The following is a 19,824-nucleotide window of genomic DNA, read 5'->3' as shown; positions in this document are numbered from 1 at the left end:
TTGGCAGCTTTAAATGTGTTAGAAGAAGTAATACTGTACTAAAGTAGAGATACCTACAATTAAGAAAATAGCAGCACCAATTTTATGAATGAGCGAGATAGATAAACGTTCAGCCAATTTATTACCAATAAATACAGCAGGTGCATTAGCAATCATCATTCCTAAGGTTGTACCTAACATCACCCAAAAGATGCTGTCGTAACGTGCAGCTAAAGCGACTGTTGCTATTTGGGTTTTATCGCCAATTTCAGCCAAGAAAAATAAAATAAAGGTTGCGCCAAAAACACCAAACTTTTGCCATCTATTAATATTATCCGTTTCATCATCGAGCTTATCTGGAATAAGCATCCAGAACGCCATACCAATGAAACCAGCTGCAAGAACCCAGACTAAAATTTCGGGGCTCAGGACGGTCGTAATCCACTGTCCAAGTACAGCAGAAATACCATGATTAATTAGAGTAGCTAAAAGAATCGCAATAAGAATAGGGATTGGCTTACGGAAACGTGCAGACAGTAAAAGGGCCAATAATTGGGTTTTATCGCCCATTTCAGCGAGGGCAACAATTGAAGTAGAAATCAGAAATTCTTGCATGTCGTTTCTCTGGCTAGCATAAATGCCCATGACCTACCCCTCCTGCTAGCCAAATATCTGCAGAGTGGTAAATCAAAGGTCTTGCCAACTCGGAAACGATGAGACGTTTAAGCTATGATGACCATGTTCTGTTGAACAATTATGTTGATCATCACCTATTCATTTAGAAATGAATAGCGGCTACTCCCCAATGAAGTATGCGTTTATTATATTCGAGTACTTCTATTTTTCAAACATTCAGGCGAAAAATTTTATCCACGCCCAAACTAACAATCGTCCTAGACCCAATAATAAAGCTAAACAAATACTTAAGTTAATAAATCCAAAATTATTAATGCCAGTTACGTGCTGAGACTGAAATTCAAATGGCAAAATAAGCATTGCTACAAATACTTCCAAGCCCATTGCAACGTAGGTCATCCATTCCCAAGGAAAGTGTAAAATACTCACCCACAACCCCATTAATAAAAATACAATTAATAGAATCGGCACCATGATTTTTAAAAATCCTACCATTTATTCTTTCTCCTTTACCGACTAACGAGAAATTTCTCCTCTCTCGACACTTCTTTTTTCGTCTTTAGATTAACTTAAAACCAATTAAATTAAATATCAAAATAAAACCCCGCCGAAGCGAGGTTTTAATGATTCATTTAAAAATATTAGATTAATAAAGTACGAATATCTTTAAGAAGTTTCGTAAGCTTATTAGTAAAGCGAGCCGCATCTGCACCATTAATTACACGGTGGTCATAAGATAATGACAATGGCAACATCAAGCGTGGATCAAAGTCCTTACCATTCCAAACAGGCTGCATCGTTGCAGGTGAAATACCCAAAATTGCAACTTGCGGCCAGTTCACTAGTGGTGTAAATGCTGTACCACCAATTGCGCCCAAACTTGAAATGGTGAAATTCGCACCTTGCAAATCTTTCGGTGTTAATTTCTTATCACGCGCTTTTTGACCTAACACACCCAATTCAACTGCAATTTGCTTAATTGATTTTTGGTCTGGATTACGAAGTACTGGCACAGTTAAACCATCAGGTGTTGCTACCGCAATTCCCATATGGATTTCATTGCGCAAGAGCACTGATTTACCATCATCAGATAGATGACCTGCGAATTCACGCTCTTCTTTCAACAAATACGCAACCGCTTTGATAATGAATGCCATAATCGTCAGGCTGATACCTTCTTTTTTGAAGTTGCCTTTTAGCTCATTACGCCAATCTTCTAATTCAGTAATGTCAGCCAAATCAAACTGGGTGACTTGCGGAATAAAGTTGTTCAACGACAATTGCGGAATTGATACTTGCTGCAAACGCGTCAATACTTTTTCTTCTACGCCACCAAACGCAGTGAAGTCAGGAAGCTTTGGCAAACCCGAAACCGCTGGTGCAGCCGCAGCAACTGGTGCCGCTTGCGGTGCAGTTAAACGAGTCTTCACATACGCAAAGATATCTTCTTTAACAACACGGCCATGCTCACCAGAAGTCTTAACTTGAGATAAAACTACACCAAGCTCACGAGCAAGCTTACGCACAGCAGGGCCTGCATAAACTTTAGCGTTTTCGGCTTCTTGTTCTTTAGTTAATTTATCATTACCAGAAGAGGCTGGAGCAGATACTGCTTGAGTCGGAGCAGGAGTTGCCGCTTTAGGCGCTGCTGCCTGTGGAGCTGGAGCTGATTCTGCTTTTGGTGCTGGTGCAGCAGCAGGTGCTTGGCCTTCAGCTTCAATTGTTGCCAGCAATACACCTTGTGAAACTTGTTGGCCTGCTTGCAAGTGAATTGCTTTCACAACACCAGCAACAGTACTTGGAACTTCCACAGTCGCTTTATCTGACTCAACCACAACAAGGCTTTGGTCTACATCAACTTTGTCGCCAACCTGAACCAAGATTTCAGCAACAACTGCTTTATCTACACCCAAATCAGGAACGTTAATATCAACCGGTCCAGATTGAGTAGCAGTCGATGCTACAGTTTCTTGTTGAGCTGGTGTAGCTGCTGCTGCCGGAGCTGCTGTTGTAGAAGCAGGTGCCTCAGCTGGCGCACTTGATGCAGATGTTGTTTTTACTTGAATAAGAACAACACCTTCTTTAACTGTATCGCCTTCTTTAACTTGAATGCTTTCTACAGTACCTGCAACACTGCTTGGTACTTCTACAGTTGCTTTGTCAGACTCAACCACAACGATGCTTTGTTCAACATCGATTTGTTCGCCAACTTTTACTAAAATCTCACCAACTAGTGCTTTTTCAACACCAATATCGGGAACTTGAACTTCAACCACTTGGCTAGTTGTTGCCGTTGCTGGTTGAGCAGCAGTTGAGGGCTGTTGAGCCGCTGCCGGTGCTGCTGTTTGTTCAGCTGCTGGTGCAGCTTTTGGAGCTTCTTCTGCTTGAGCTACTGGTGCAGCACCCTCAGCTTCAAGTTCAAGCAATACCGTACCTTCAGTTACGCTATCACCTTCTTTGATTAAGATGCTTTTTACAACACCTGCTGAAGTGCTAGGCACTTCAACAGAGGCTTTATCTGACTCAAGCAAAACAAGGCTGTCATTTTCTGCAATGCTGTCGCCAACTTTTACTAAAATTTCAGCAACAACTGCTTTGTCTACACCAATATCAGGGGTCTTAATTTGCATGCTTAGTTCCCCTCACCTGTTTGCGTTTCATTATATTCAGCAACTGCCTGAACTTCTGGATGCGCTTGAGGAGCCCATGCCACTGGACGGTCAGTATCTAACTCAAAGTTAGAAATCGCGTCTTTAACTAAACGTGCGTCCACTTCACCTTCGTCAGCTAATTTTTTCAAAGTAGCAACAACGATATGTGCAGCATCAACACCAAAGAAACTACGTAAGTTAGCACGTGTATCTGAACGACCGTATCCATCTGTACCTAATGCAACAAATGGGCGACCATCTGGAAGATACGCACGGATTTGTTCGCTATAAGCACGCATATGGTCTGTTGCTGAAACAACGATACCTTCTGTACCACGTAACTGTTTAGATACCCAAGATTCTTTCACTTCTTCAGAAAGTGGGTGTAAACGGTTGTATTCTTCACATGCCATACCATCACGCGACAACTCATTGAAGCTTGTTACACTCCAAACGTTTGAATGGATTTGGTATTCATCACGTAAGATTTTCGCAGCTTTGATCACTTCACGAAGAATTACACCTGAACCAAGTAATTGGACAGTTGCTTTTTCATCTTTTTCGAACAAGTACATACCACGTTTAATGCCTTCCTCAGCGCCTTCAGGCATTGCAGGATGCTCGTAGTTTTCGTTCATCACTGTTAAGTAATAGAACACACGCTCTTGGTTCACATACATACGTTTTAAACCGTCATGCACGATTACAGCTAACTCATAACCAAAACATGGATCATAAGATACACAGTTTGGAATAGTGTTCGCCAAGATATGTGAATGACCATCTTGGTGCTGTAGACCTTCACCGTTCAACGTTGTACGACCAGCAGTTGCACCCAACAAGAAACCTTGAGCTTGTGCATCGCCCGCAGCCCACGCAATGTCACCAATACGTTGGAAACCAAACATTGAGTAGTACATATACATTGGAATCATTGGCAAGTTATTCGTTGAATAACTTGTTGCCAACGCAGCCCATGCACTCATCGCACCAGCTTCGTTAATCCCTTCTTGTAGCATGTGACCGTCACTTGCTTCACGGTAATGCATTAATTGTTCTTGGTCTTCTGGGGTATATTTTTGACCGTGAGCAGCATAGATACCGAGCTGACGGAACATACCTTCCAGACCAAAAGTACGTGCTTCATCTGGAACAATTGGTACTACGCGGTCTTTAATTGCCTTTTCTTTGAGTAAAGAAGCAATTAAACGAACCATCACCATAGTGGTAGATTGTTCTTTACCACCTGAACCATTTAATACAGCATCAAATACAGATAATTCAGGAATCGCTAAGATTTCACTCTCTTTACGACGTGCAGGTAGGTAACCACCTAACGCTTCACGACGCGCCTTCATATACTTCATTTCTGGAGAGTTTTCACTTGGGCGGTAGAATGGAAGCTCTTCTAACTTATCGTCTGTAAATGGAAGATTGAAACGGTCACGTACATATTTCAAAGAGTCAATCTGCATTTTTTTGATTTGGTGAGTTTTGTTCACCGCTTCAATTTCTTCAGACAAACCGTAACCTTTAACAGTTTTCGCAAGAATAACTGTTGGTTGACCTTTAGCTTTCATTGCTTCTGCATATGCAGCAAACACTTTGTAAGGGTCATGACCACCACGGTTGAGATTATCAATGTCTTCATCGCTTAGGTCTTTTACAAGTTCCGCAGCTTCTGGGTACTTGCCAAAGAACTTCTCACGCGTGTATGCACCACCTTTCACTTGATAGCGTTGGTATTCACCATCAACTGTCTCTTCCATTACCGCTTTCAAAGCGCCTGAGGTGTCTTTTGCAAGAAGTGGGTCCCAATGACGGCCCCATACCACTTTAATTACACGCCAGCCTGCGCCACGGAATAAAGATTCTAACTCTTGAATGATTTTACCGTTACCACGTACAGGACCATCTAGACGCTGTAAGTTACAGTTAACAACCCAAATAAGATTATCAAGCTTTTCACGACCAGCAAGTGAAATTGCACCAGTACTTTCTGGCTCATCCATCTCACCATCGCCAAGATAAGCCCAAACTTTACGATCTTCTTCTTTGATCAAGCCACGGTTCATCAAATATTTTTGAATATGTGCTTGATAAATCGACATGATTGGACCAAGACCCATTGATACAGTTGGGAATTGCCAATAGTCAGGCATTAAATATGGATGCGGATAGCTTGGTAAACCGTTACCGCCAACTTCACGGCGGAAATTACTTAACTGTTCTTCAGTTAAACGTCCTTCAAGGAATGAACGTGCATAAATACCAGGAGCACAGTGCCCTTGGTAATAAATCATATCTCCGCCAAAGCTATTGCTGTTTGCGCGGAAGAAATGGTTAAAACCTACGTCATATAATGTTGCACTTGATGCGAAACTCGCCAAGTGTCCACCTAAATCATCACCTGTTTTATTCGCACGAAGTACCATTGCTAAGGCATTCCAACGAATCAATGCACGAATACGGCGTTCCATATCTTGGTCGCCTGGCATTGCAGGTTGTTCTTCAACAGAAATTGTATTTAAGTAAGGTGTATTGAGACGTTGAATTGGAACATGCTTAGCAATTGCTTGTTGGTAAAGTTTTTCCAACAAGAATGCCGCTCGTTCAGTTCCCATGTGTTGTAAAACTGAATCGAATGCATCTTGCCATTCTTGGGTTTCTTGTGCGTCGGAGTCACCGTAAAACGCCATAATTCACCTGTTCCTTGTTCTCTAATCTACTTTGTATTTTTACCACGTTTTACCCCTTTCAAGTTATTGCCTCGGGTGAATGTGAGGGGGCCCTATTATTTTCTGAATGAATAGTCATTGACCGAGCAGTAAACAAAATAACAAAAAAACGCCAATAATGGCGTTTTTTTATACAATCTTTGCGTTAAAAAAGGTTTAGCTTAGTTTTAGATTCATAAATTTAATAACCTTGCTTTTTTAACTATGCTTTTATGGAAGCATCGCCAAGTAAGTAGTTGGGTTTTTACGTTGCCCATCTTTTACAACTTCATAATGCAAATGCGGACCTGTACAGCGACCTGTACACCCTACATTAGCAATATGTTCGCCTGCAGATACTTGGTCGCCTACACGCACCATTAAACGTGAAGCATGAGCATAACGCGTTAAATAGCCATTACCATGGTTAATTTCAACATATTGACCATAACCAGTGCCCCAGCCAGATTTGGTTACAATACCTGGGCCTGTAGCATAGATTGGCGTGCCACTCGGAGCAGCCATATCCAAACCACCATGATGTTCTGCACGGCCACCCATGGTACGACCACCAAAGTTTGAAGAAACTCGTACAGTATCAGGAAGAGGATGAGAAACTAACCAAGAGTAAGAATTTGAAGAAGAGGCATTAAAAGAATTTTTTGCGGTTGTATTACCGTACTTCTTTGCGAGCGACTCATTGTTGAGTTCAACTGTTTTTTGGCGTAAGGTCACTGAAACTTTCGCACTCGCCGGAAGATCTAAATCATCGGGATGAGTATATGAACCTTGAGATAATGTTTTTGATAGCTGTTCCAATCGATCTGAATCAGTAGATTGGTTAATTGTTTGATAATCTGCAAAAGCAACTGATGCTGCCGAAGCGGCAAGTGAAAACGCTAATAAAATACGACGCGTGTGCATAAAAACCTCTTGAAACTGTTCTTACTCAAGTTCCTTATGATCTCTTCCTTGATATCAATTGAAATGAACGCTTAAGATTAAGACAAGAATCTATCCGAGAATGACCATGTCCAAACCCGATAACGTTTTTCAACAAACCGGAAAACACATAAAAACAGGAAACCTTACGTTTCTAACAACGCAAGTCGCGCAATGGCAAAGACTTACGAAAATTATCCAACCCTTATTGCCCCAACCGGAACAATGGCAGGTTGTGTGTTATCAAAATGGCTCTTTAATCATTACTGGTGAAAATCAAGCGATGATTAGTCAACTCAGTTATTTACAGAACCAATATGTATCTAAATTATCTCAGCTCGAAGGGCTAAAAGACCTACAAAGAATTCAGGTTCGATTAAGAAATAAAAATATTCCAAACGCACCTTCATCTGAGCCATCTAAACCCATCCCCCCGGAAACACAAGAAATGTTACGTAGTGCAGCCGACTTTGTGAGCGACCCTAAGCTTAGCCAAGCTTTACTACGTTTGGCAAGCAATAAAAAATGATGAGCTTTATATTTCTTAATTAGAATCATTATTATTATGTGATAATAATCACACTTTTTAATGTTACATTATAACATAGCCAAGTAAAGACAATGACTTATGTCACGCTCACATATGGAATTGGACATTGATTCTCGTCATCAAATGTTACAATTTCATAATTACTGGGATCACTTTGAACATTGCGTAACAACTGATTATTTAAAGCATGTCCTGATTTATAGCCATCGAACTTGGCAATAATTTGATGACCAAGCAAATACAAATCACCTACTGCATCTAAAATTTTATGTCTAACGAATTCATCAGCGAAACGTAAACCTTCTTCGTTGACCACACCTGTATCATCTACACCAATTGCATTATCTAAGCTTGCGCCTAGTGCTAAATTGTTTGCTTTCAAGTAGTCCAGATCTTTCATGAAACCAAAAGTACGTGCTTCACTGACTTCATAAACAAAAGTTTCGGTCGAAAAGTCGATCGTGGCAGATTGATATTCTTTAGCAAATGCCGGATGGTCAAAATCAATCGTGAAATTTAATTGAAAACCATTGTGAGGGCTGAAAATTGCTTTTTTATCATCGATAAGTGCTTCAACTGGTTTTAATATTCTAATGAATTTTTTCGGTGCATCCAGTTCACGTAATCCACCTTGCATTAAAAGGTAAATAAATGGACCAGCACTTCCATCCATAATTGGAACTTCAGAAGCTGACACCTCAACAATCAGGTTATCAATTCCTAAACCTGCAATTGCACTCATTACATGCTCAATTGTTCCTACTTTTATATCTCCCGTTACCAAGTTGGAACACATAAAAGCTTCTTGAATCAATAAAGCATTGGCAGGGATATCGACAGGTGGATCCAAATCGATACGGCGAAATACAATACCTCCATCCACGGTATGTGGAATGAAATTGATCATCACTTTTTGACCGCTATGAAGACCTATTCCACTCGCTTTTACCACACGATTGAGAGTACGTTGTTTCACCATGCTTTGTAACTTCTTTTTTAAAACCGCTATACGTTAGCATATTTAGTCATTGATCAAAAATAAAAAAAGGCAGTGTTTAAACACTGCCTTTCATTAAATCTAACGATTATTTACTTACGTTGCTGATTTTTCAAGTAATCTTGAATACTCATTGGAGAAGAACGCGGAGTAGAACTTGCTGTGCTACTGACTTCATTATCAGCGTTTTGACGCTTATTGATTGCAGGAACGTCATCTTCATCAACAGATTGAGCTGATTGAGACGATGCATGACTTACCGTATTACGTTTTCTCGGTTCAGCATCTGCTGCATTACGAGTTAAACCAGTTGCAATCACTGTTACGCGTAATTCATCACGTGCATCTGGATCAAATACTGTACCGTAGAAGATTTCACCTTCATCAAGGTCAACAATCTGGTTCACAACATCAGTAATGATTTCAGTCTCACGTAACGTAATGTCATCACCACCCGTAATATTAATTAACACGCCTTTGGCATTAATAATATTTACGTTATCAAGTAATGGACTACGGATCGCTTGTTCAGCAGCTTGACGCGCACGATCTTCACCACGACCTAAACCAGCACCCATCATTGCGTAACCGCGAGTACTCATTGCAGTTTTCAAATCGGCGAAGTCAAGGTTAATGTGACCACGGTTAACCACCAGGTCAAAGATACTACGTACAGCGTTTAACAACACGTCATCAGCTTTTTTATAAGCATCCTTCATTGAAATATCACCATATACGCTTAATAAGCGTTGATTAGGGATAATAATCAATGAATCAACATGTGCTTCAAGTGCTTCAATACCACGCTCAGCAGACTTTAAACGGCGACGGCCTTCAAAGTTAAATGGTGTTGTAACTACACCAACAGTCAAAATACCCATTTCTTTGGCAACTTCAGCCACAACAGGCGCTGCGCCAGTACCCGTACCACCACCCATACCAGCGGTAACGAAAACCATATCGGTACCTTCAAGGTGGTGACGAATGATTTCACGGCTTTCTTCTGCTGCAACTTGCCCTACTTCAGGGTTAGCACCAGCACCTAGACCACGTGTACTTTGCTCGCCTAACTGAATTTTGAAAGGTGCATTCATACAGTCCAGTGCTTGTTTGTCTGTATTGGCACAAACGAATTTAACACCTTGAATATCAGACTGCACCATATGTTGAACGGCATTACCGCCACCACCACCTACACCAAATACAGTGAAACGGGCTTGACCGTTGCCATCGTTTAGTTCATCTTCTATAAATTCAAATGAGGCCATGACCTTTAGGGTTCCTAATACATTATGGCAGTCACTTCAGCCCGTATACTGCCTTGATTTTCAAAAATAACTAATTTTAAGAATGCTGTGCAATACCAACCTTGTCAAGTACAGCGGTTTTCTCTTACAACTTCCTAACAATTCTACCAATAAATACATACATCCTAAAAAATGGCTTTTAATTTGCTATTAAACGCATTCCAGCCATTTACCATTCGTTCCCATACCGAACGGTCATTTGCCTCTTCAGGCTCTTCAACAGCATCTTGCAACTCACTTTGGCTAAACATGAGCAAACCAGCTGCTGTTGCATACATAGAACGACGTAAGGCTGCTTGATGTTGATCATCAGCATAAACCTGTAACGGCGGATTACCCAAATGTGCAGATACACCCAACATACGACGAGCTAAACTCACCATACCTTCTATTTGACAAGCATCCCCTGTCAATACTACACCATGGTATAAACCATGAATTGCACCGCTTTGTTCGAGTTCATCGCGAATCTGGCTAAAGATCTCTTCATAACGGGCAATAATAATTTCTGACAACTCAATCCGGCTAATTGTTTGAGGGCCATCAATTCCTTCTACCTGAATCATGTGATCTGGCTTAACAGCACTTAAATCGACACAACCATGCAGAATTTTAATTCGTTCAGCTTCTTCTGTCGTGGTTTGCAATACAGCAGCAATATCACGTGTAACGTGTTCACCACCACGCTGCAACGTACGCGCTAGAGCCAAACGGCCATCTAGATAAACAGCAAGATTGGTAATGCCTGCACCAATATCAACTAGACAAACACCATACTCTTTTTCATCTTTCAGTAAGCTTGCCTCAGCGGTTGCCAGACAAGACACCACCATTTTTTCAACCCCGATATTTGCACCTTTCATGGCACGATCAAGGTTTTGCATAGTCGCTATAGGCATCATCATTAACTGATAATGTCCAGTCATACTATGGGCAGTCATATTAATTGGATTCTGCACCCATTCAGCAGAATCACCTAATTCAAAGCCTAACGGCACTGCACTTGCTAAATAGTAATCAGAAGTCACATGACTTGCTTTTGCCAATTCTAACGCGCGCACGACTTCATTTGTTGTAATCACATGTGCCGGATTAGATACTGGTGTGCGACCAGAGGCATAAAAACTTTGCAACTCGGTACTCGGAATAGATACCCATGCGCTATGAATGCGACATTCGGCCATATTTTCCGCTTCAGCAACAGCATTTTTAATCGCAGCAATGACTTTATCGAGGCTTACAATTTTTCCTTTATTCATGCCTCGATTGCGAGCAGTTGCCATACCGATAACTTGAATGTTATCCGGCGCATGAATTTTTCCAATCAAAACTGAAACTTTATGCGTCCCAATGTCAATCGCAACAACTGAGGGAACAGCTTCACTCATCACTCATACCATTTCTTTGTTGTTTAATACCAGGCAAATTGCCTATTTTAAAGCCACGTATTATGGCTTTGCTTTTGTTCCACCTGCAATGCTTGTGTCATCACTCGTTACAACAAACTGACCATTCACAATTTTAGGTGGTGTTGCGTTCTTCCATTGAATAGATAATCCATTACGATATCGTAAATCAATGGCTGAGATTTTCGACCACACCGGTTTTAAGTCAGATTGTGCCAGATGACTTAAACGTTGCAACTTATTCATTGTTTGATCTTGGTCAACAATAATGCGTAAACCAGAATCAAATTGCATAAACCAAGTCATTCGCTCAGTCAGATATAACTCTTTTAAGCGTAAATTAACAGGATGGAATAATTGATTAATTTCATTATAGCGTCGCATCATCATTTTTGACTGACTTACCGGCCCATGAAGCAACGGAAGTTCAGGATGATTCGTCGGCTCTGCCTCACTAAATACATCGCCACCATCGCTTAATAAGCGACCTGTTCCCCAACGGGCGATAGCATGGCGAGGCATGACACGGACACGAATACCATTGGGCCAAGCACGAGATACGACAACTCGGTCTACCCATGAAATTTCTAATGTTTTGTCACGAATCTGTTCTAAATCAGATGTGAAATAATTTGCTTTTATAATTGGAGCAACATGTTGCATCACTTGTTGCGTTTCAACCGAAGACGCCGAACCTACAACTTCTAGTTTTGCAACTGTTGCATCTGTAATAACTTTATATAGCCCATAAATTCCGACTGCCAGCACTACAAAAGCAATAACCAACAGCACCCATCCACCAGCATTCGCAAGCTTCTGCTTACGCGTAGGCGGTTTATCATGAATAGAGGTGATAGCCGCACGTTTACGGCGCATGGAAGCCGGAAGTTGTGCCATATTTAAGCCGTACCTTCCAATGTTTGCTCAAGAATTGCAACGCACAATTCATCAAAGCTATAACCAACAGCTTTAGCAGCTTTTGGAACTAAAGAGTGACTGGTCATACCTGGCACAGTATTTACCTCTAAAAGCCAGAAATTGCCTTGCTCATCCTGCATCGCATCAATACGACCCCAGCCTTCTGCACCAACGGCCTGAAAAGCACGTAAACACAATGCTTGTAGGTTTTTCTCTTCAGTCTCACTAAGACCACAAGGAATACCATACTCTACATCATTACGTTGATATTTCGCTTCATAGTCATAGAAAGCAACATCTGCTGGTGGTTGCAAACGAATGACAGGCAAAGGTTGTCCATTTAGGAATGAAATTGTGAACTCACGACCGGTGATCCATTTTTCTGCCATAACCACAGCATCGTGCTGAGTCGCCTTTTCAATTGCTGCAGCAAAGTCTTCTGCTTTCTCAACCTTACTCATGCCGACACTTGAGCCTTCATGTACAGGTTTGATAATGACAGGTAAGCCTAACTCAGCAATCACCGCATCTAAATCTGTTTCTTTAGTAATAATGCGATATGGCGCTGTAGGTAAATCGCTACCTTGCCAGATTTGCTTGGTTTTAACTTTATCCATGCCAATAGCAGAACCTTGCACACCTGTTCCTGTATAAGGCAGATTTAACCATTCAAGTACACCTTGAATCTGGCCATCTTCACCCCCGCGACCATGCAATACAATAAATGCACGATCATAATTTACAAGTTCAGTCACACTGCGGTCTTGTGGATCAAATGCTTCAGCCTGAACACCTGAACGTAACAAAGCGTCCAAAACTGCCTGACCACTATCCAAAGACACAGCACGCTCAGCCGATTTCCCACCAAATAACACGGCAACTTTGCCGAATTTTGTAGCATTTGACACGTTTAAATCCTTAACCCGATAATTCAATACTTTTTGTTTATTTCACATACAAATGGTGTTGCGCAAGTTCTACTGAAATTGCTCCCACGTTACCCGCACCTTGCGTTAATAACAAGTCATTTGGTTGTAACACATTTTGCATGATGTTTTGCAAATTACCTTCCACCGGATCAACCAAAATTGGTTCTACTTGTCCGCGTAAACGAATACTACGCGCTAAAGTACGGCTGTCTGCACCCACAATAGGCTTTTCACCAGCAGGGTAAACTTCCAACAATAATAATTGATCGACTTGAGAGAGCACTTCAATGAAGTCATCAAAACAATCGCGGGTACGAGAATAACGATGTGGTTGGAACAACATAACCAAACGACGGTCCGGATGACTTTGACGAGCAGCTTTAATTGTTGCTTCTACTTCTTTTGGATGATGTCCATAGTCATCAACTAATTTAACGTTGCCATCAGCAAGTTCAAATTCACCTTGCACTTGGAAACGGCGGCCAACACCACTAAATCCCTCTAATGCACGGCTAATTGCATCATCAGAAACACCTTCATCTGTGGCAACACCAATTGCTGCCAAGGCATTTAAAACATTATGTAAGCCTGGTTGATTAATTGTTAAACGCAATGGTTCACGACCTTTACGTAACACAGTGAAGTGCGATTGCATACCATCTTGTTCAATATCAACTGCACGAATGTCATTATCTTCATTAAAACCATAAGTAATGACCGGACGGCCTACACGCGGCAGAATTTCACGAATATTTGCATCATCACCACAAACTACAGCCAAGCCATAAAATGGTAAGTTATGAAGGAACTGTACAAACGTATCTTTTAATTTATCAAAGCTTCCTTCATAGGTATCCATATGGTCAGCATCGATATTGGTTACAATCGCTGCCATTGGTTGCAAATAAAGGAAAGATGCATCTGATTCATCAGCTTCAGCCACGATGAAACGGCTTTCACCTAACGCTGCATTTACGCCTGTACTGTTAAGTAAGCCGCCAATAACATAAGTTGGATCAAGGTTTTCTTCCGCCAACATCGTCGTCAAAAGACTTGTAGTTGTGGTTTTACCATGTGTACCAGCCACAGCAATACCGTGACGGTAACGCATAAGCTCACCTAGCATTTCTGCACGACGTACAATTGGAATACGCTGTTCAATTGCAGCTTTAATTTCCGGATTTTCCGGATCAATTGCTGTAGAAACTACAAGCACATTGGCATTTTTAATATTATCTGGTTGATGGCCAATATAAACTTTGATGCCATTTTTCTCTAATTGTTCTGTAGTTTTAGACGCCTTAATGTCCGAACCGGAAATTTTATAGCCTTGGTTACCCAAAACCTCTGCAATGCCACACATCCCAGCGCCACCGATCCCCACAAAATGAATGTGTTTAATACGGCGCATTTCAGGCACTTTAATCAGTTTTTTTGCTTGGTTCGCAGCTGTTGATGGAGACATAGTAAATCCGATTACATTTTTTGGATAAGATCAACCACTTGCTGAGTCGCATTTGGTTGGGCATGTTGACGCGCTTTCACTGCCATTTCAGTAAGTAATTGGCGGTTCATCAGCGAAGTGAACAATTCATTTAAAACATCTGGCGTCATGGTCGATTGCTGGCAAATTTTCGCAGCACCGACATCCGCCAGAAATTTGGCATTTGCAGTTTGATGGTCATCAACTGCTATAGGGAGTGGTACAAAAACTGCGGCCACACCTGCTGTTGCAACTTCTGTTACTGTGAGTGCTCCAGCTCGGCAAATAATTAAATCCGCTTCACTATAAGCTTTTGCCATATCTTCAATAAACGGCAAAACGTGTACAGTTAAATTAGCTGGTGCATCTGCATAAAGTGCTTGAGTTGCCTCAACTTGTTGCTGACCACACTGGTGAAAAATATTGAGTGGAACTTGTAATTGTTTTAATGCTGGAGGTAAGCGTTCATTGAGTGCTTTGGCACCTAAAGAACCACCAACAATTAGAATATTTAGAGGCTGTCCTGCTTGCGCACGCTCATCATAACGCCACTTTGGGCTTAAAATATCTGTGATTTCATGACGTACAGGATTTCCTGTTGTAACGACTTTTCCACCAGCAGGAAAGGTATTTGGAAATGCTTCACATACGACTTTAGCAACACGAGACAACTGCGCATTGGTAAAACCTGCAACTGCATTTTGCTCGTGAATAAGTACAGGAATGCCTAACAAACGTGCGGCTAAACCACCTGGACCAGCGACATAACCACCAAAGCCTGCAACCGCATCAACTTTAAGTTGTTTCATATAGCGCATTGCACTAAAAGTGGCTTTTAAAATTTTAAAAGGTGCAGCAACTTTACGGACTAATCCGTTGCCACGAACACCTTGGATATCAATTTGATATATTGGAATATTTTGATCTTTTAATAACCGATTTTCCATACCAGTTGGCGTGGCTAACCATGAAACCTGACAACCTTGTTGTTGAAGTTGTTTGGCTACGGCGAGGGCTGGAAAAACATGTCCACCTGTACCGGCAGCCATCATCATGACATGTTTGGGTTTGCTTTGCTGTGAATCGGTCACGGTCTAATTCTTCAACTCAAAAAACAATGGAAATTGTCATCTATTTTTGTAGCCGTTTATTTTAATCCTAAAGCTTCATTAACGAAAAGCTAATTTCACTCGTTTATAACAGAAAGATGTGCTTTTTTGAAAATATGCCTACAAAGCTGTGGTGTATTTAGTATTGTTATTTTATTAATTCATATATTTTCAGGTGATTTCCAATAAATACCGCTGAAAATCACCTGAAATAAATAATTAAGCTGTACTGCCAGCTTCTAATACATCAAATAGATCATCGGCAATTGATGTACCAAATTGAGCATCAATTTCGCGGATGCAGGTTGGACTAGTGACATTAATTTCAGTGACATAATTACCAATCACATCTAAGCCTACAAAAACTAAACCTTTTTCGCGCAAGAAAGGGCCAATTTTAGCTGCGATCAACTTATCATTTTCAGTAAGCGGACGCGCTTGGCCTAGACCACCTGCCGCCAAGTTGCCACGCACCTCACCATTTTGTGGAATACGAGCTAGGCAGTAAGGAATAGGTTCGCCATTTACCATTAAAATACGCTTATCCCCTTCTACAATTTCAGGAATGTAGCGTTGAGCCATAATTGGACGAGTACCTAGCTCTGTAAGCATTTCTAGGGTAGAACCAATATTTACACCGTCTTGGTATAAACGGAAAATACCCATACCACCCATACCATCAAGTGGCTTAACAATTACATCGCCATGTTCTTTAATAAATTCACGAATTAAACTTTGTTGCGATGTTACAAGTGTAGGCACTTGTAGCTCTGGAAATTGCGTTGCAAAAAGTTTTTCATTGCAATCACGCAGTGATTGAGGCTTGTTAATAATCCATGAACCTTCGCGCTCAGCTTGCTCAAGCACATAAGTCGTGTAGACAAAATTCATGTCAAACGGCGGATCTTTACGCATGAGCACAACATCGTAAGCCGCGATAGATTCTTTTTTCTTTTCGCCTAACTCATAGTAGTGATTGTAATCTTCGAACACCTTTAACGGTGAAATGAGGCCGTAAGCTTTGCCTTGATCGATATATAAATCTTGTTGTAATGCATAACCTAATTCATGTCCACGACGGCTCGCCGCCCACAACATTGCCATGGTTGAATCCTTTTTAAGGTTTACGGTTTCAATCGGATCCATGACGACAAGTACACGCATGCTCAAGCTCTTCTTAAAATTTAAATTAGCATGAGTATAACTGAGATTTTTCACTGGTTTTTCTTAATTTCAGTAAAACCTTATCGGTTATTTCTTTATCTTGAATTAAGGTAAATTCAGTTAAACTATGATCATAAAATATTATTTTTAAAGGCTAAACATGAAACTTTATCGCTATTTAACTGGTCCTGATGACTCTGCTTTTTGTGCGCGAGTAACTAAAGCTCTGAATCATGGTTGGGAGTTATATGAAGCACCCACTATGACCTTTAATGGCACGCATGTCATTGTGGGACAAGCAATTTGCAAAACAATTGATGAAAATTATGATCCAGAAATGGATATTTTAGATGTTCTCAAAAATAACGCGTAATTCCAGAAGGGTGCTTTTAATCGATAAAAAGTCCCCTTTAAAACCCAATTAACAAGAAAAACTAATGCGTCAACTCATACAATTCGTTTAATTTGCTAATTAACTTATTAAAAATCAGTTATTAAAAAATAAATATGTCATTTTTTAAGATAATAGTTCTTTTATTCTAAACAATTAAATGATTATAATTATCATTTATACTTTTATTTTTGTTAATTGATTTTATTTTTATGTTAAGAATTTCTATACCATCTCCCCAAATGAAGCGTCTTTTCCCACTGAGCTTACTTAGTTTAATGATCTTGAATATTCAAGGTGCCTACGCAGAGGAACCGACTGATTCAGCCGCAAAAGTGGCAGCCACCATGCCTACCATAAAAATTGAGGCCATGAGTGAACTCGACCCAATTAAAAGTTATATCGACTATGATAAAGCCAATGTCACACGCAATGGTTTAGACAAAAAAGATATTCCTCAAACCGTTGATACAATTGATGTTCAGAAATATAAAATTTATGGATCGAATGATTTAAGCGTGATGCTGCAAGGCACCCCAGGGGTATCAACCAGTTATGATATGCGCGGTGATGGGATCACGATTCGTGGTTTTGGTGCTGATACAGGTGATATTTACCGTGATGGCATACGTGAAAGCGGACAAGTACGTCGTAGTACAGCAAATATCGAACGTATTGAAATTTTAAAAGGCCCCGCCTCTGTTTTATATGGCCGTAGTGCTGGCGGCGGGGTTGTGAATATGGTGAGTAAATTCGCCAATTTTGACTCTAAAAGTTCAGTTGGTGCGTACGCTGGTTCATATGATAACTACGGAACAACGGCTGACATTAACCAAGTCATTAATGACAATTTAGCAGTACGTTTAACTGGAGAATATGGTGAGTCAGGCAGCTTCCGCTCTGGTATTGAAAATAAAATTGAAATGTTTTCACCAAGTTTTACTTATAAAAATGACGATGGAACACTCACTTGGACCACACAATACACCTATGACAAATTAGGTCGTGTACCTGATCGCGGACCATCACGTGACATTCTGCCTGCAGGGACTTCAATTAAAATGGGATTTGCCCAAGACGGCGATTATGTGGATGATATTTTGCAAGTGGTCCGCACCGATGTGAATTATCAATATGCGCCTGATTGGAACTTTCACTGGGCAGCAAGTTACCGACAAGCAGAACAGAACTTTGACCACTTTTATTTTGGAACTTATTGTGGTTTAGATGGTAAAAACTCAAAGAATGAGTCTTGTACTAAAAAAGGTTACGTCGACCAAATTTACTACTGGCAACAAACCAGCAATAAGACCACCACCAATACCTTTGATATTAAGGGCAAGTTCAAAACAGGCTCGCTTGAACACCAAATTATGGTGGGTACAGACTGGACTTATGAGCAACGAGAGCCACGTCTAGCGAACGCTACCAAAGATGGATCTATTTACGGCTACGTCAATCCGATCACAGGGGACCGCGAGTACAGTCGTGGCAGTGGCCCATTAGTGATGAAACAGCACAACTATAATGAAGGCACAACTTACGGCGTATTTATTCAAGATTTAATTGGTCTAAATGACCAACTTAAACTCATGCTGGGTGTGCGCTACGATTACTTTGACTTTTCAACCACCAACAAGCTGACAAAAGAACACCGTAATGTAAAAGATGGCAGCTTTAGCCCAAATGTTGGTTTGGTATGGCAACCGCTTCCTGAACATAGCTTTTATACGTCTTACTCTAAGAGCTTTGCACCGTTTGGTGGACAAATGGGTGTTAACCAAGTCACTGGAAGCACCGATGTCACAAAAATGGATAAAGAGCCTCAATATAACGAGCAATATGAAGTGGGTGTAAAAAGTGAATGGTTAGATAATCGTTTAAATACTCAATTTTCTATCTTTGATATTCGTAAAAATAATATCCGCTATAAACCAAATCCTAATGAGCAACCAGAAGTATGGGCAACTGCGGGTCAGCATCAATCTCGTGGTCTTGAATTTAGCTTTATTGGCCGCGTACTTGATAATGTCTTTGTGCGCGGTGGTTATGGCTACACAGATGCAAAAGTAAAAGAAGATAAACAAAAACCTGAACAAGAAGGCAACTATTTAGCCAACACATCTAAAAACACGGGTAATTTATTTATTCGCTATTTACCAACTGAACAGTGGTATACCGAAGTGGGTGTGACCTATGTGGGCTCTTATTATCCAAATATTAATAATCAAGTAAAAATGGAAGGGTTCAACCGTGTCGATGCGGCGATTGGCTATAGTGCAGATCCGTGGAATGTCACACTTGCGGTGAATAATCTAACCAATAAAGAGTACTGGCGTTCAGACAGTATGCCAGGCACACCACGTAATGTGTTATTGCGTTTGAATTATCAGTTCTAAAAAAAATATTAAAAAGGCATACTCCTATTTAGAGGTATGCCTTTTTCTTTTTAGATACCGTATTTTTCGCGATAAGCTTGCATGTTTGCTAGCGCTTCTTTTTCACCTTTGGGATGACTGAACAAGGATACAAAGAGAAATTAGGCATGATGCTAGAGTGTAAAAAGTGTGATGAGAAAGATTTCGTAGATTCGCCATTATGTTAAATGAACTATTAAATAAGGCTAAACTCTAGATAGCTCAGCA

16 protein-coding genes and 1 riboswitch are annotated in these 19,824 nt (G+C 40.7%); of the genes, 3 read left to right on the top strand and 13 right to left on the bottom strand.

What is annotated here, in order from left to right; all coding sequences use genetic code 11:
* Positions 1 to 18 precede the first annotated feature (18 nt).
* The 5 genes from JGE69_RS10505 to JGE69_RS10485 form a co-directional block, all read right to left on the bottom strand.
* Positions 19 to 594: a TMEM165/GDT1 family protein gene (locus JGE69_RS10505; protein WP_068564710.1), complete on the bottom strand. Its 576-nt coding sequence runs from the start codon at positions 592 to 594 to the stop codon at positions 19 to 21.
* A gap of 15 nt (positions 595 to 609) precedes the next feature.
* A riboswitch (yybP-ykoY riboswitch) is annotated at positions 610 to 795 on the bottom strand.
* A 36-nt stretch (positions 796 to 831) separates the two neighbouring features.
* Positions 832 to 1,110 (bottom strand): hypothetical protein, encoded by a 279-nt coding sequence (locus tag JGE69_RS10500; RefSeq protein ID WP_068564549.1) that lies wholly within the window; start codon positions 1,108 to 1,110, stop codon positions 832 to 834.
* 146 nt (positions 1,111 to 1,256) lie between these two features.
* Positions 1,257 to 3,245 carry a 2-oxo acid dehydrogenase subunit E2 gene (locus tag JGE69_RS10495; RefSeq protein ID WP_068564551.1) on the bottom strand — a complete coding sequence of 663 codons (1,989 nt, stop codon included), beginning with the start codon at positions 3,243 to 3,245 and terminating at the stop codon, positions 1,257 to 1,259.
* A gap of 2 nt (positions 3,246 to 3,247) precedes the next feature.
* Entirely contained in the window at positions 3,248 to 5,965 is a 2,718-nt protein-coding gene (gene aceE, locus JGE69_RS10490) for a pyruvate dehydrogenase (acetyl-transferring), homodimeric type (RefSeq protein WP_014207931.1), read from the bottom strand.
* 249 nt (positions 5,966 to 6,214) lie between these two features.
* Complete coding sequence (locus JGE69_RS10485; protein WP_002121983.1) at positions 6,215 to 6,907, bottom strand: M23 family metallopeptidase; 693 nt, start codon at positions 6,905 to 6,907, stop codon at positions 6,215 to 6,217.
* A 100-nt stretch (positions 6,908 to 7,007) separates the two neighbouring features.
* Between JGE69_RS10485 and JGE69_RS10480 the strand changes: the two genes are divergently transcribed.
* Positions 7,008 to 7,454 carry a DciA family protein gene (locus JGE69_RS10480; protein WP_005804431.1) on the top strand — a complete coding sequence of 149 codons (447 nt, stop codon included), beginning with the start codon at positions 7,008 to 7,010 and terminating at the stop codon, positions 7,452 to 7,454.
* Between the two features lie 97 nt (positions 7,455 to 7,551).
* On the opposite strand, the gene lpxC is transcribed toward JGE69_RS10480, so the two are convergent.
* The 8 genes from lpxC to gshB all read right to left on the bottom strand — a co-directional run bounded on the left by lpxC (position 7,552) and on the right by gshB (position 16,788).
* Positions 7,552 to 8,454, bottom strand: a complete 903-nt coding sequence (lpxC, locus tag JGE69_RS10475) for a UDP-3-O-acyl-N-acetylglucosamine deacetylase (RefSeq protein ID WP_017399846.1) — start codon at positions 8,452 to 8,454, stop codon at positions 7,552 to 7,554.
* 110 nt (positions 8,455 to 8,564) lie between these two features.
* Positions 8,565 to 9,740, bottom strand: coding sequence for a cell division protein FtsZ (gene ftsZ / locus JGE69_RS10470; RefSeq protein ID WP_002121912.1), 1,176 nt, complete (start codon positions 9,738 to 9,740; stop codon positions 8,565 to 8,567).
* A gap of 164 nt (positions 9,741 to 9,904) precedes the next feature.
* The gene (gene ftsA, locus JGE69_RS10465) at positions 9,905 to 11,167 is read right to left on the bottom strand and encodes a cell division protein FtsA (protein WP_002122057.1); all 1,263 of its coding nucleotides are present in this window, start codon (positions 11,165 to 11,167) and stop codon (positions 9,905 to 9,907) included.
* Positions 11,168 to 11,227: 60 nt separating this feature from the next.
* Positions 11,228 to 12,082: a cell division protein FtsQ/DivIB gene (locus JGE69_RS10460; protein ID WP_002122049.1), complete on the bottom strand. Its 855-nt coding sequence runs from the start codon at positions 12,080 to 12,082 to the stop codon at positions 11,228 to 11,230.
* Between the two features lie 2 nt (positions 12,083 to 12,084).
* On the bottom strand, positions 12,085 to 13,011 hold the full coding sequence (locus JGE69_RS10455) for a D-alanine--D-alanine ligase (protein ID WP_002121862.1): 927 nt from the start codon (positions 13,009 to 13,011) through the stop codon (positions 12,085 to 12,087).
* 37 nt (positions 13,012 to 13,048) lie between these two features.
* The gene (gene murC / locus JGE69_RS10450; RefSeq protein ID WP_199113361.1) at positions 13,049 to 14,497 is read right to left on the bottom strand and encodes a UDP-N-acetylmuramate--L-alanine ligase; all 1,449 of its coding nucleotides are present in this window, start codon (positions 14,495 to 14,497) and stop codon (positions 13,049 to 13,051) included.
* Positions 14,498 to 14,508: 11 nt separating this feature from the next.
* The gene (gene murG / locus JGE69_RS10445; protein ID WP_199113359.1) at positions 14,509 to 15,606 is read right to left on the bottom strand and encodes an undecaprenyldiphospho-muramoylpentapeptide beta-N-acetylglucosaminyltransferase; all 1,098 of its coding nucleotides are present in this window, start codon (positions 15,604 to 15,606) and stop codon (positions 14,509 to 14,511) included.
* Between the two features lie 237 nt (positions 15,607 to 15,843).
* Positions 15,844 to 16,788, bottom strand: a complete 945-nt coding sequence (gshB, locus tag JGE69_RS10440) for a glutathione synthase (protein ID WP_199113357.1) — start codon at positions 16,786 to 16,788, stop codon at positions 15,844 to 15,846.
* Positions 16,789 to 16,948: 160 nt separating this feature from the next.
* On the opposite strand from gshB, the gene JGE69_RS10435 reads away from it, so the two are divergent.
* Together JGE69_RS10435 and JGE69_RS10430 are read left to right on the top strand one after the other, a co-directional pair.
* A complete protein-coding gene (locus JGE69_RS10435; RefSeq protein ID WP_002122004.1) occupies positions 16,949 to 17,161 on the top strand; it encodes a DUF1737 domain-containing protein in 213 nt (70 codons plus the stop codon).
* A gap of 230 nt (positions 17,162 to 17,391) precedes the next feature.
* Positions 17,392 to 19,578 (top strand): TonB-dependent receptor, encoded by a 2,187-nt coding sequence (locus tag JGE69_RS10430; RefSeq protein ID WP_199113355.1) that lies wholly within the window; start codon positions 17,392 to 17,394, stop codon positions 19,576 to 19,578.
* Positions 19,579 to 19,824 lie beyond the last annotated feature (246 nt).

The sequence above is a fragment of the Acinetobacter sp. C13 genome, from assembly GCF_016809775.1.
Taxonomy (GTDB): domain Bacteria; phylum Pseudomonadota; class Gammaproteobacteria; order Pseudomonadales; family Moraxellaceae; genus Acinetobacter; species Acinetobacter pittii.
This window is presented reverse-complemented; position numbering and strand designations above follow the sequence as displayed.